Here is a 14,731-nt window from a genome sequence, read left to right on the forward strand (position 1 = left end):
GTAAACGAGGCAATGGAGTTGGTGCATTCTCATATTGCTAAAACAGGACCATTAATACACGAAATTAATTCAGAAATTCCCTCGGTTATCGCAGAAATCATCAGTAAATTAATGGCGAAGAATGCTGAAGACAGGTATCAGAGTGCTTCAGAATTAAAGTCTGACTTAGAAAATTGTTTACAACAGCTAAGAGAAACCGGGAGAATTGAGAGGTTTAAAATCGCGAGTAGGGATGTGTGTGATCGCCTCATTATCCCTGGTGAACTCTATGGCAGAGAAATCTAGGTCTCAACCCTACTAGTAGTCCACCAAGGCAATGATGCTGGGTAAGCCCCTATAATTGATAAACTAGTCAAAAAAGGGGTTGATCATGGCAAAAAAGTATGTTGTATATTTAGGCGAAGAGGAAGTTTTACAACTGCAAGCAATCCTCAAAAAAGGAAAGCACAAAGCAAGAAGTATAACCCGTGCAAACATTCTTTAAATGGCATCTGAGGGAGAAACGGACACGGCGCTGCCGCAGTTCGAGTTCATGTTGCCACGGTGGAAAGGACAAGAGAAAACTTTGTGATTGGTGGATTAGAGTTTGCTTTAAAGGATGGGGAAAATCCACCAAAACCCAAAAAATTAGATGAAGAACAAGAAGCATTTTTGATTGCGACTGCTTGTTATACTCCGCTAGAAGGAAGAGTGCGTTGGACAATGCAATTATTAGCGGAGCATTTAGTGAAGGTTGGTATCATAGATTGAATCTCAGACGAAACAATAGCCAAACTCTAAGAAAAATGAAATTAAACCGTGGTTAAAAGAATAGTGGTGTATTCCCGAAGTTAACCCAGAATATGTGTTCAGAATGGAAGATGTTTTGGATTTGTACAATGAGCCATATGATCCGAAAAAACCTACACTCTGCCTAGATGAAGGCCCATATCAATTATTAGAAGAAGTAAGACTTCCTTTGCCACCAGAACCACATCAGCCTGAAGGTTATGATTGTGAGTATAAACGCAATAGTATTGTAAATTTATTTGCCTTTTTTGAACCAATAGCCGGGTGGAGGCATATTGAAGTTACACAACGTCGGACAAAAGCTGATTTTGCTAAACAATTAAAAGATTTAGTAGATGTTTATTACCCCCAAGCTGATGTGATACCTTTACTTGTTGATAACCTAAACATTCATACTCCAAGTGTTTTATATGAAGTTTTCTCTCCACAAGAAGCACGCCGCATTATTCGGAAATTAGAGTTTCACTATACTCCTAAACACGCTTCTTGGTTGAATCAAGTAGAAATTGAATTATCAGTTTTATCTCGCCAATGCTTAGAACGACGTATTCCTAATGTAGAAATATTATCTTCTGAAATTGCTATTTCGGAGTCACAGCGTAATCAACAAAAACCCGGTGTTTATTAGGGTTTTAAAACCAAGGATGCAGGTAAAAAAATGCAGCGTTTATATCCGAGCATTTAACCCAGCAAAATTGCCTTGGCAGACTACTAGAAGCATTTGAGAGAGTCAGCCAAGGCGCAACAGAAATGATGCTGGTAGCTGGTTTTTCTGCAATTGGGAAAACTACCACCATCAACTCAAAAAGTATTGCAGTTAGCGGCTTGTATTGGGAATCAGTTTGCTTTAGTAACTTTGGCTATTGTTTCGGAACAATCTCAAATCGAAACAGCAGCCTGTTTATGGAAGGCATTACAAGAAGGGTCAATTTTACCAATTGGTGATGTTTATAAGTTTTATGTTGGTCAAGAAACTCTAGCAGGTACTTCCGAAAATCAACAGACTGTTACTTATGAGTTTTTACATAACAGAGTACAGCAAGCAGCTTATTCTCTGATTCCTGATCACCAAAAGCAAACTACTCACCTCAAGATTGGGTAACTGCTGCTGCAACAGATTTCCCCAGGAGCGATAGAAGACCGGATTTTTGAATAGTTAATCAATTAAATGACGGCATTGCTTTAATTAGTGGACAAACACAACGAGATAAATTAGCATAACTTAACCTCACCGTCTGTCGCAAAGCTAAAAAAAATTCAACTGCCTATCAAGCAGCTCATGAATATGCCGCAGTAGGATTGTCTTTGTTAGGAGAAAAAGCTTGGCAACGACAATATGAAATGAGTCTCGCCTTCCATGAATTAGCTGCTGAAGTAGCTTCCCTGTGTAGTGACTTTAAGGGGATGGAAAAATTCAGTGATACTGTCATAGAACACTCATATTACTTACTGCTTGAAGCAGTATTAACCGCATTAGAATTGACGGAGAGACCTCTCATAATAAACTCACTGAAAACATTGTCATTGGCATCGATCTTCTACAAAACTTGGGGGTAAAAGTTCCAGAAAAACCCACACTGGAAGATATTCAACAGTGAATCCAAGAAACTAGCGAACTGATTGGCAACCGGAAAGTTGAAGATTTTATTCATCTATCTCTGATGACAGATGCTAAAACCATTGCTAAGGAAACCTTACCTCTCTTGAGGAAAAGCTACGCAATTCCATTAGAAGTCGGAAAGCTGACATTTGTCGGATATAGCGGTAACAGTTTCTGCCTCCATTCGTTGTGTTGCGGTCACCCCCTTGCTACCTTGGAGCAAGATACGCACATTTACCACGATAGTTTGGTGTAACTTAATCAGGTCACAGCAGTTAATTATTGCCGAATCTATTGGCAAACTATGTTAAATTTACTGGTTTTCGCAGAGAATACTACCCTTTTGTCTAATTTACTTCTCCAAGGGACGGAATTTCTCCCCCTGCTGCAGTCTAGAGATGATCTGTATGGACTATATATATATAATATGTTCTACTTACATAAGCTCATGCTTGGTTTTTTGTTTGGGGAATTTGAACCAGCTAACAGTTATGCCCTTGAGTGCAGAAACTATTTAATTACTGTTCCAGAATCGGTTGGCGTAGCTGTACTTTATTTCTACGATTCTTTGCTTGCCCTAGCACAATTGAGTCAACCTTTAGGTGAAGAACCAACCACATTAGAGCGAGTAGCAGAAAGGCAAACTCAGTTACAGCATTGGGCGCACCATGCACCGATGAATCACCACCATAAGTTTGATTTAGTAGGATCAGAAAGATGTCGCGTTTTACGACAGAAAACTGAAGCCGGCGAATTATATCACAAGGCGATATCTGGAGCTAAAGGAAATACTTGTAATAATAAGCAATTGCCAACGAACTAGCCGCACAATTCTACTTAGATTGGGGTAAACAGCGCATAGCCTAAGAATACATGATTGAAGCCTACTACAGTTATGAGCATTGGGCAGCAAAAGGCGAGCGCTCAGTAAATTGTCTAATCAACCCACAGTGGAAATTTGTATTGTAACTCTTTCCTGGATAATAGTACTGAATTTATTATTAAAATTCCTATAGCAGCCTTATCTGAAATATGAGATAACACGGTGCTAAAAAGTATTGAGCGACAAGGGTTACAGGTATTTTCTCCCTCACGAATGACTTAGGATTGCTATATATAATTTTTTACGTGTCGGCTCAATAAGTAGGTTTTTCCCACTTAGGGTGAGTAATATTTCTGTTTATGGAATAAAATGTTGTCCGTTGTCAAATTGATATCTTTAATAATTACTTGTTCGTATCCTTTAAACTCTGCATCTTCTGGCAGTTTCTCCTGGGGATATTCTAGTATTTTTTCACGGTCTATTTTAATAGTTGCGTTTTTACTGTTCTTGGAGTGCTTTTTTGGGATTTTCCTTTCTTTCTCTGATGAGTGATTTTTGTCAAAGCCTTTGGAGTTGGCTTTTATGTCTGGTTGACCTTGTTTCCCCTTGAGTGGATTATTTTCATATTTTAACTGTTGATTTTCGGCTCGTAATTCTTTGATTTTTCTTTGTAATTGCTCTATTAAGTTTAGAGCTTGTTTGAAAAGTCGGTCTTTGTATCATGTTGAATGCCGCGGAGGGGAATCAAATATCTCAGTACACGCTCAAAACCTAGATTCTAGAGGCTTCGGCACGCTTTGTGTTGACGCAGTGTCCCGAAGGGATACGCTCCATTTCATTGCGCTCAGAATGACAATTTATACCTCCTAAAACTTTTCAAACATGCTGTTAGTAATATCTCCATTGTCTGACGCATTGATTCGTCTGCAATGCCTTTTGGCTCGATGGTTTGCAGTAACTCTTCTCCCTACTTTTTACTCGAATCCAGTTTTTGCGTTGTCTTTCATATTTTATTACATTCTTTGTCCCTTGTTTACTTTCTTTTTCTCCGCTACCCCTATTTATTGAGCCAATACATTTTTACTTTCGCTCAAAGATCAATTAAGATATTTGGGAATACTAGATTGAGAAATCATTAAGGATGAGCGCAATATGGTTAGTAATCTTGTCAATATTCCCGGATATCTCATCAGTGAGGAACTTTATAACGGTTCTAGAACGCTAGTTTATCGAGGATATCGAGAAAGAGATTCATTACCAGTAGTGATTAAACTGCTGAAAAATCCTTATCCCACGTTTAATGAACTCTTATCATTTCGTAATCAATATACCATTGCTAAAAATCTCAACTCGCCTTTAATTGTCCAAATTTACACCCTAGAACCATACCGAAATGGTTATGTGTTGGTGATGGAAGACTTTGGGGGGACTTCTCTCAATGAATGGGTAGGGAAGGTCAAACAAAAGTCTCTACAGGAGTTTTTAGAAATAGCGATTGCCCTCTCCAATACCCTAGATATATTGTACCGGGAACGCATTATTCATAAAGATATTAAACCCAGCAATATATTAATTAATCCCGTAACTAAACAAGTCAAATTAATTGACTTTAGTATCGCATCTTTATTACCGAGGGAAACCCAAACCCTAGTTAATCCCAATGTTTTAGAAGGGACATTAGCTTATATATCACCAGAACAAACAGGGAGAATGAATCGCGGGATAGACTATCGCACAGACTTCTACTCACTAGGTGTGACATTCTATGAATTACTAGCTGGAGAGTTACCTTTTGTAGCAAACGAGCCAATGGAGTTGGTGCATTCTCATATAGCTAAAATAGCACCATCAATACACGAAATCAATTCAGAAATTCCCTGGGTTATTGCAGAAGTCATTAGTAAGTTAATGGCTAAAAATGCTGAAGACAGGTATCAGAGTGCGTTGGGATTAAAGTTCGACTTAGAAAATTGTTTAACTCAGCTAAGAGAAACTGGTGGAATTGAGAAATTTGAAATTGCACAGCGTGATATATGTGATCGCTTCATTATCCCTGATAAACTCTATGGCAGAGAAACCGAAGTCTTAACCCTACTAGAAGCATTTGAGAGAGTTAGTCGAGGTACATCAGAAATGATGCTAGTAGCTGGTTTTTCTGGAATTGGAAAAACAGCAGTCGTCAAAGAAGTGCATAAACCAATTGTCAGACAACGTGGCTATTTTATTAAAGGCAAATATGACCAGTTTCAACGTAATATTCCCTTCAGTGCTTTTGTACAAGCATTTCGTGATTTAATGGAGCAATTGCTAACAGAAAATGATGTCCAACTAGAGGAATGGAAAAACAAAATATTAAATGCTGTTGGCGACAGTGGACAAGTAATTATTGAAGTCATCCCCGAATTATCAATAATTATTGGTGAACAACCACCAGCAGTAGAATTATCAGGAACAGCAGCCCAAAATCGCTTTAACTTATTATTTCAAAAATTTACCCAAGTCTTTACTAGTATTGAACATCCCTTAGTAATGTTTCTAGATGACTTGCAATGGGCAGATTCAGCATCACTAAAGTTAATACAACTATTAATGGCTGATACAAGTCATCTTTTATTAATAGGTGCATACCGTGATAATGAAGTCCCACCAGGACATCCATTAATGTTGACTTTGAGTAATATACAAAAGACACAAGCAACGATTAATACGATTAGTTTAGTACCACTAAGTCAAGTGGAAGTAAATAAATTAGTTGCTGATACACTCAAATCTACAGAAGAACTCGTATGGAATCTTTCTGTATTGATATATCAAAAAACTCTGGGGAATCCATTTTTCGCAACACAGTTTCTCAAAGCATTACATCAAGATGAACTGATTCACTTTGACTTTGAGTTAGGATGTTGGCAATGTGAGATTGCCCAAGTGACAACGCAGGCGGTTACAGATAATATTGTCACCTTTATGAGTTTGCAATTGCGAAAACTACCGCCATCAACTCAACAAGTATTGCAGTTAGCGGCTTGTATTGGGAATCAGTTTGATTTAGCAACTTTGGCTATTGTTTCGGAACAATCTCAAATCGAAACAGCAGCCTGTTTATGGAAGGCATTACAAGAAGGGTTAATTTTACCAATTGGTGATATTTATAAGTTTTATGTTGGTCAAGAAACTCTAGCAGGTACTTCCGAAAATCAACAGACTGTTAGTTATAAATTTTTACATGACAGAGTACAGCAAGCAGCTTATTCCTTGATTCCTGATGACCAAAAGCAAACCACTCACCTCAAGATTGGGCAACTTTTACTGAGTAATGCGCCACTAAGGGAACAGAATGAAAACTCGTTTGAAATTGTCAATCAACTCAATATTGGCAAATCCCTGATTATTGAACCAGAAAAGCAAATAGAACTGGCTCAACTCAATTTAAATGCTGGACAAAAAGCTAGAGCAGCAACAGCTTATACTGCTGCGTTGGAATATGCTACCACAGGCATTAGTTTACTACACCTTCTCAAGTGGGAAACACACTACAACTTAACCTTGACACTGTATGAACTAGCAACAGAAACTGCCTACCTTAGCGGCGATTTTGAGCAGATGGAGCAATGGGCAGATATTATTTTGCAACAGGCCAAAACTTCCATTGATAAAATGAAAGTCTATGCTGTCAAAATCCAAGGTTATATGGCGCAAGCCAAAAAGCTAGAAGCAGTCCAAATTGGATTAGAAGCTCTGGAATTAGTGGGGGTAAGTTTACCTAAATCACCTGAACCCTCAGACATTCAACAAGCACTTAGTCAAACTGTAAGCAATCTTCAAGAGAAAAAAATAGAAGGGTTAATTAACCTACCGTTAATGACAGATATTGAAAAGTTAGCAGCTACTAAGATTTTAACAAGTATGTTTACTCCTACCTATCAAGCTGCACCTACGCTTGTACCTTTAGTTACATGTGAATTGATTAACTTATCGCTCAACTATGGTAATTCAGCATTTTCCAGTTCTGGTTACGCTTTTTATGGTCTGCTATTGAATGTAGTATTTCAGGATATTGAGTCAGGCTATCAATTTGGTAAGTTAGCTATTAGCCTAGCGGAACAGTTCAATGCTCCAGAAATCAAGGCGTTGGTACTTAATGTAGTGGGTGCATGTACGACTCATAGCAAAGTTCATATTAAAGAAACATTGTCTCTTCTTTGGGATTCCTACGAAAGCGGACTTCAAGGCGGAAATTTTGAACATGCTGGCATATCTGCCATGCTGAAATATGAATACTCCTATTTTATGGGACAGGAACTAACAATACTGGTACGAGAAATGGCCTCTATCAGTGATGTTTTAGCTCGGCTCAAGCAAGAAAACGCTCTACGTTGGCATCAAATTTCTCAACAGACAGTATTGAACTTATTAAACCCCTTAGAAAATTCATGCAACTTACGAGGTGAAGTCTACAACGAAGAAACTTCTTTACCACTCATGAAAGATGCTAATGATAGAAGCGGGCTTCACTCCTTGTATGTTAATAAACTAATTCTTTGTTACCTATTTGGAGAATATCAACAGGCACAGGAAAATGCACAGCAAGCTAAACAGTATTTAGATGGAGTACAGGGACACATATTAGTTCCAATATTTCATTTCTATGATTCCTTAGCCCACCTAGCAATTTACCCATCAATATCGCATTCGCAACAAGAAGATATTTTAAGTCGAGTGACTAAAAACCAAGAAAAGATGAGGCTATGGGCAGATTACGCACCTATGAATTTTCAGCATAAATTTGATTTAGTTGCAGCCGAACAGTCTCGTATTCTAGGTAACAAAGCTGACGCAATGGACTATTATGATCGCACTATTGCTCTTGCTAAAGAACACGGATATATCCAAGAAGAAGCACTTGCTAAGGAACTCGCTGCTAAATTTTACCTCAGCTGGGGTAGAGAAAGCATGGCTAGGGAATATATAACTGAAGCTTACTACACCTATACCCGTTGGGGAGCAAAAGCCAAGGTTGCTGACTTGGAAAAACGCTATCCCCAATTACTTGCGCCTATATTACAGCAAACCCGTTCTACTGTTTCAACTAACGACACTATCTTTGCCTTGGGGAGCGTGACATCTACCAGTTATTCCAGTTCTAGCACAAGTGTTTCAGATACCCTAGATTTAAAAACTATTCTCAAAGCATCTCAGACTATCTCCAGTGAAATCGAACTAGAAAAACTGCTGGCATCCTTACTTTCTATCATCATCGAAAATGCCGGGGCTGATAAATGCGTGTTAATGCTGTCGCGGGATGAGCACCTACTAATTAAAGGCTCAATTACGCAGGGAACAAAACCCGTTGTATTGCAACGCCTTCCTATTGAAGATAGCCACAACATTCCAAAGAAGCTAATTTACAAAGTCAAGCACAATCAGCAGACCGTTGTACTATTGGATGCAACAGCAGATCCTAACTTAGCCAACGACCCGTACATTATGCGTAAAAAACCTAAGAGTATCCTGTGTAGTCCGATTTTGCATCAAGGCAAGTTAATGGGTATTTTATATCTGGAAAATAATCTGACAATGGGAGCATTTACCAGCGATCGCGTCGAACTGCTAAATCTACTTTGCTCTCAAGCTGCAATTTCTTTAGAAAATTCCCGACTTTATGAACTTTCCCAGGAATATGCCCAACAGCTAGAGCAATCATTTGCCGAATTGAGTGCAAGTAATTCTCGTTTCCACAACTTAGTAGATAATGTCCCTGGGGTTGTTTATCAATATCAGATGACTACCGATGGGGTGATGTCGTTGAATTACATTAGTGCACAATGTAATAACTTTTTTGAAATTACCCCAGGTCAAGCTACGTCAAATGTTGAGTTTTTCGGCAATATGGTACATCCAGATGATATTGCAAATTATCAGCAGTCTAATACCGATACGATTCAATTTTTATCTCCCTGGCAGTGGGAAGGACGAATCATCACTCCATCAGGAATTGTCAAGTGGATTCATGGTGAATCACGAATTGAACGGCGTGCTGATAACTCACTAGTTTGGGATGGATGGTTTTTGGATATTAGCGATCGAAAACAAGCTGAACTTACCTTGCAGCAAAAATCACTCTTACTAGAAGAAGCACTAACTGATTTGCAAAATGCCCAATTAAAAATGATCCAAAGTGAAAAGATGTCTGCATTGGGTAATTTAGTGGCTGGTGTTGCTCATGAAATGAATAACCCTCTTGCTTTTATTTATGCTACTCTTCAACAAATTAAACCCAACTTTGCTGATCTCACTGAACATTTAAAGCTCTACCAAGAAATTCTAGAAAACCCAGGTGATGAAATTCAAGACCATGCCGAAGAAATTTATTTAGACTATCTTTTAGAAGATTTACCTACAGCGATAGATGCAATGGTGATGGCGTGCGAAAGATTAAGAAATATTAGCACTAGTCTTCGTACTTTCTCTCGTGCAGATCAAGATTACAAAGTCCAGTTTAATCTTCATGATGGTATAGATAGTACAATTTTAATTCTCAAACATCGCCTGAAAGCTAATGAACAACGCCCCGCAATTGAAGTAGTGACTAACTACAGTGATTTAGCTCAAATAGAAGGATTCCCCGGACAATTAAACCAAGTATTTATCAATATTTTGGCTAATGCTATTGATTCCTTAGAGGAATCAAACATTGGCAAGAGCTTTACAGACATTAAAACCAATCCTAACCGTATTAAAATTACAACATCAATCGTAGACAAATATGTAAAAATCTCAATTGCTGATAACGGGAAGGGAATGGGTGAAGAAATTAAACAGAAGATTTTTGAACATTTATTTACTACAAAGGCTGTAGGAAAGGGAACTGGATTGGGACTGACGATCGCTCGGCAAATTGTGGAGGAAACCCACGGTGGTAAATTGAGTTGTCACTCTGTTTTGGGCAAAGGTACAGAGTTTATTATTGAAATTCCAGCTTGAGTATTAAATTTTATAGAACCCAAATTGGTTCTATCTTAACCTGACCTTGGGATCAGGAAAAGGATAGCTTTCTCGTTCACCACCGGAAAGTTCTTCAACTAGGTGATCCTCAAAATTTTCTAGTTGCGTCTCTTTAATTGCTGCTTCAATTTTCTGCCTATCATTATCACTTAACTCCCATTACCACCAAGTTTGATGTGGTATTCTGCCTAAATTTAGCTAATTGACGCACAGTTAAACCAGCAGGAATTGGTTGCTGTTATGGTAAAAGTGCTAATTTTTGAGCTACTAAATTAGAGGTTGTTTTAAAAGGTTTTGATACATCACTAAGGACTTTTCAAACGTCCTAAGAGGAGGTTGTGAGTGAGTTGCCTTCCCATCTACTAAAATTACTCCTTGTTGAGGAGAGAGAATTCAACTAATTACTTTCAGTAAAGTAGATTTACCAAAACTATTAGCATCTACTCAACTCAACCATTCTCCAGTTTGCAAAGAAAGATTAATATCTTGGATCTACTAGAAACGGTTTAAAGGTGTCATTCTGAAGGTTTGCGGAGCGTCTCTGAAAGAGATAGTAAAGAATCTCCGAGATACTAGAGCCTACGTAGGGCACGCTCCGCGTTCACCCAGTGTCCTGAAGAGATAAGCTGCGCTATCAGTATGACATAAGTCCAAGTTCCACCCGTTTGTAGTATAATTGGCGAAACAGTATAACCACCTGTGAGATTTTGTAATTCCAGAGGCATTTTAGCAGTTCAAAAAATAATTATTCTATTTTTTTAGTTATACCAGACTACACATTCTTTTGCAATACAATTATTTTTCATAATTATACATCAACATAACTAAATTTATGAATAAATTAGTGCCCTTTTACCTATATATAGCTATGCAACTATAATTTTCTGCTTTAAGTAGGTTGAATAAAACAAGCATCAAATTCATCTGACTGTCAAGAGGAAGTGTTATGAATTTGGACAAACCTCTTGTCTTACTTAGTACACTTAGTTTAGTTACACTCCGTAGTGTAGGAATATCTCCAGCATTAACTGATAATCCGAACAATTATAGAAACCAGCGCCAAGAAACTCGTCATAGATCAGACAATAATCAACGACGAGACAATAACCACAGGCCAGATTTTGGTCTATATTAAGGTTAGTTAAAGTTCTGAATATATTTGCTAATTTTTGTAGCTACTATTTAATATCAAATTCATTGAATTACACAGAGATGGTAGTTTTCTTAGTTGTTAACAACAACTATAATTCTTGGACCTATCGCCAAAAGAACTGATATATAAATAGTATGTCTCGGTGAAATTGAGATGTATTTATGGAGTATCAATTCATGAACTATAAACGGAAGTTGAGTATTTATGCTATTCCTGCTGTTGCTGTTGTGGGTTTACCTATCTCTATTCTTACTACAGGATGTCAACTAACCTCTCCCGATCGCACTTCTGTTCCCAATAATTCCAGGGAAAATGGAACAAGTTATCAAACATAGGACAATGACAGAAACTATCCATCGTCTAACAATGGCAGACATTATCCATCATAATCAAAAAGATTTAAATCAAGCTTCAGAGAAAATGTCAGAACTTAATTTAACTGACACTCAAAAAGCACAAGTTAAACGGATTAGAGAGGAAAGTGAAGCACAAATATTTGCACTTTTATCTCCCGAATACCAACAGCAAGTAAAATCTGTTAATAATGGTCGCTATAAATTGTCAATGAAGAAATTGTGATCGCTCAGTTTGTCCGCAGAACAAAGATAGTAATGAACTCAAATTATACAACAGCAACTACAACAAATTGAGAGGATTTTGACTCCAAAATAGCGAGAAATAATGAATCAATGGCGTAGGTCTCCGAGAGGAAATTCATCCTACTAAATAGTTACACAATATTGAGTGTGTCATTGTGGCGGTTATCACTTGGATGAGAACATACAGCTATCATAAAATATGGCTTACGCTGCATTGCATTACAGACAGTACCAGAGATTCAACTCTATCACCTGCTATTCTGCTTAATTGCTAATCAAAAGATCTCTGCGTCCCTCCTGCTCATCAATGTTATAATCTATATATTTATTTTGTTTCTACAGAAACGTCTTTTTTAAAGTAACAATTTGTACAATCTTGATTTTCTCTATTGGTTTTGTTTGTGAAGCTATCATACAGCACCAATGACTGTTGAGAATCCCAACTTAACTGAGAAATCACAGAGATTATTCACCAAAATCTGTTGTACGTCGCATATCTCAGCCTTATGACAAGGTAAACTGGTGGAGTTGACTGATAAAGATTAGTGTCCTATGCCTGCGTTTTTATTAGAAGTTGGTACTGAAGAACTACCTGCAAGCTTTTTGAGTAGTGCCATAGTACAATGGCGATCGCGCATTCCTCAAACTCTGGAAGCTAACAACCTCAAAACTGAAACTGTGGAAGTTTATGGAACTCCCCGACGGTTAGCAGTTCTAATTACAGGTTTACCATCCCAGCAACCAGATAAAGAAGAAGAAATCAAAGGTCCATCGGCACAAGCAGCTTTTAAAGATGGTAAACCCACACCGGGAGCAGTTGGGTTTGCTAAAAAACAAGGTGTAGAACTGGACGCTTTTGAAATTCGACCTACGGAGAAAGGTGATTTTGTCTTCATCCAGAAAAAGACTCCCGGCCGTCCAGTTGCGGAAATTTTGACAGAACTTTTTCCCCAGTGGGTTTGGAGTTTAGAAGGAAAGCGGTTGATGCGTTGGGGAAGTGGTGATGGTAGATTTTCCCGTCCAATTCGCTGGTTAGTGGCTTTGTTGGATGGGGATGTTTTGCCCTTAGAATTAAAGAATGGAGATAAAACGGTTAAGAGCGATCGCATTTCTCAAGCACATCGCGTTTTACATCCCGAACCTGTCAGCATTTCCCACGCGACAGAATATGTAAATACCCTGCGTTCTGGTTACGTGATAGTTTCACCAGAAGAACGGGAAAACATCATTACTGAACAAGTCAAAACCGCAGTTCAAAAATTAGGCGGTTTCACACCAATATATCCTGATTTATTAGAAGAAACTACAAATTTAGTAGAGTATCCTACCGCAGTAGTTGGAAAATTTGAAGACGAATTTCTACTATTACCTACAGAAGTCTCAACTACAGTAATGGTGAACCATCAGCGTTATTTCCCTGTTTTCAAGACTTCAGAGAATCACGAATTATTACCTAATTTTATCACTGTTTCTAACGGCGATCCGACAAAATCAGATATCATTGCCGTTGGTAATGAGAAAGTAATTCGGGCGCGGTTAGCTGATGGGCGTTTCTTCTATAAAGCTGATTTAGCTAAACCATTGGAAAGCTTTTTACCTCAATTGGAAACAGTTACTTTTCAAGAAGACTTAGGATCAGTTCGTGCCAAAGTCGAGAGAGTAGTGAATATTGCTGCCCGAATTTCTCAGCAGTTGCAATTAGGCAATAATGAAAGACAGAAAATTCAACGAGCAGCCTTACTTTGTAAAGCAGATTTAGTCACCCAGATGGTGTCTGAATTCCCAGAATTGCAAGGCACTATGGGTGAAAAATATGCTCTAGCTAGTGCTGAAGATTCAGAAGTAGCACTGGCAATTTATGAACATTATTTACCACGATATGCAAGTGATAATTTCCCACGAACTATTACAGGTAAAGTTGTTGCCTTAGCAGATAGGTTAGATACTTTAGTAAGTATATTTGGTTTAGGTTTAAAACCTTCAGGTTCCTCTGATCCTTTTGCTTTAAGACGGGCAGCTAATGCAATAATTAAGATTATTTGCTCACAATCTTCTGACTCAACTCACCAAGACTATAAAGATGGTTTAACGCTTGATTTAGCAGGTTTGTTAGAGCAAACAGCCACAGAGTTTGCGGCAGCTTTTAACAAAGATAGAGACTCACTAATTAAAGTATTGCAGGACTTTTTCATACAACGAATCCGCACTCTATTTCAAGAAGCAGAAGTACAAATATTTATTGACGAAATAGATTATGATTTAGTCAATGCTGTATTGGGAGAAAATGATCCAGAATATACAGAACGGGCATTACAGGATTTATTAGATGTGCGCGATCGCGCCCTTTATTTACAACAAATCCGCAATAATGGTACATTAGATAAAATATACGAAACCGTCAACCGTTCTACCCGTCTGGCTGCACAAGGTAATTTAAACTTCCAGCAGTTAGAACCAACAGCGGTAGTTAAACCCGAATTATTCCAAAAATCTTCTGAATCTGCCTTTTACAACGCCTTGCTTGAGTTAGTACCCCAAACCCAAGCAGCACAACGAACCCGCAACTATCAAATATTAATAGCCGCACTAGAAAAAATTGCTCCCACCGTGAGTAAATTATTTGATGGTGAAGATAGCGTTTTAGTCATGGATCTAAATCCTGAGATTAAACGAAATCGGTTAAATTTACTGGGACTACTTCGTAATCATGCCCGTGTTTTAGCTGACTTTGGGGCGATCGTCAAAAATCTGTAGCAAAAGACAAC

Annotated in this window: 9 protein-coding genes and 1 pseudogene; all 10 read left to right on the plus strand. The window is 38.1% G+C overall.

What is annotated here, in order from left to right; all coding sequences use genetic code 11:
• Positions 1–3: 3 nt before the first annotated feature.
• Positions 4–279 (plus strand): annotated as a pseudogene (locus AAZO_RS14195) (hypothetical protein); the annotation flags it as partial.
• A gap of 264 nt (positions 280–543) precedes the next feature.
• Positions 544–750: a helix-turn-helix domain-containing protein gene (locus tag AAZO_RS33885; protein WP_144031304.1), complete on the plus strand. Its 207-nt coding sequence runs from the start codon at positions 544–546 to the stop codon at positions 748–750.
• 70 nt (positions 751–820) lie between these two features.
• Positions 821–1,417, plus strand: a complete 597-nt coding sequence (locus AAZO_RS14205) for an IS630 family transposase (protein WP_228371715.1) — start codon at positions 821–823, stop codon at positions 1,415–1,417.
• A gap of 150 nt (positions 1,418–1,567) precedes the next feature.
• Entirely contained in the window at positions 1,568–1,891 is a 324-nt protein-coding gene (locus AAZO_RS26755; RefSeq protein WP_049790720.1) for a hypothetical protein, read from the plus strand.
• A gap of 946 nt (positions 1,892–2,837) precedes the next feature.
• Positions 2,838–3,212, plus strand: coding sequence for a hypothetical protein (locus tag AAZO_RS26765; RefSeq protein WP_144031305.1), 375 nt, complete (start codon positions 2,838–2,840; stop codon positions 3,210–3,212).
• A gap of 1,152 nt (positions 3,213–4,364) precedes the next feature.
• Positions 4,365–10,193 carry an AAA family ATPase gene (locus AAZO_RS14215; protein ID WP_013191792.1) on the plus strand — a complete coding sequence of 1,943 codons (5,829 nt, stop codon included), beginning with the start codon at positions 4,365–4,367 and terminating at the stop codon, positions 10,191–10,193.
• Between the two features lie 967 nt (positions 10,194–11,160).
• Entirely contained in the window at positions 11,161–11,349 is a 189-nt protein-coding gene (locus AAZO_RS33890; RefSeq protein ID WP_013191794.1) for a hypothetical protein, read from the plus strand.
• 194 nt (positions 11,350–11,543) lie between these two features.
• Positions 11,544–11,702, plus strand: coding sequence for a hypothetical protein (locus tag AAZO_RS35430; protein WP_013191795.1), 159 nt, complete (start codon positions 11,544–11,546; stop codon positions 11,700–11,702).
• Positions 11,703–11,706: 4 nt separating this feature from the next.
• Positions 11,707–11,946, plus strand: a complete 240-nt coding sequence (locus tag AAZO_RS14220) for a hypothetical protein (RefSeq protein WP_041640481.1) — start codon at positions 11,707–11,709, stop codon at positions 11,944–11,946.
• Between the two features lie 572 nt (positions 11,947–12,518).
• Entirely contained in the window at positions 12,519–14,720 is a 2,202-nt protein-coding gene (gene glyS / locus AAZO_RS14225; RefSeq protein WP_013191797.1) for a glycine--tRNA ligase subunit beta, read from the plus strand.
• Positions 14,721–14,731 lie beyond the last annotated feature (11 nt).

It is taken from the genome of 'Nostoc azollae' 0708, from assembly GCF_000196515.1.
Lineage (GTDB): Bacteria > Cyanobacteriota > Cyanobacteriia > Cyanobacteriales > Nostocaceae > Trichormus_B > Trichormus_B azollae.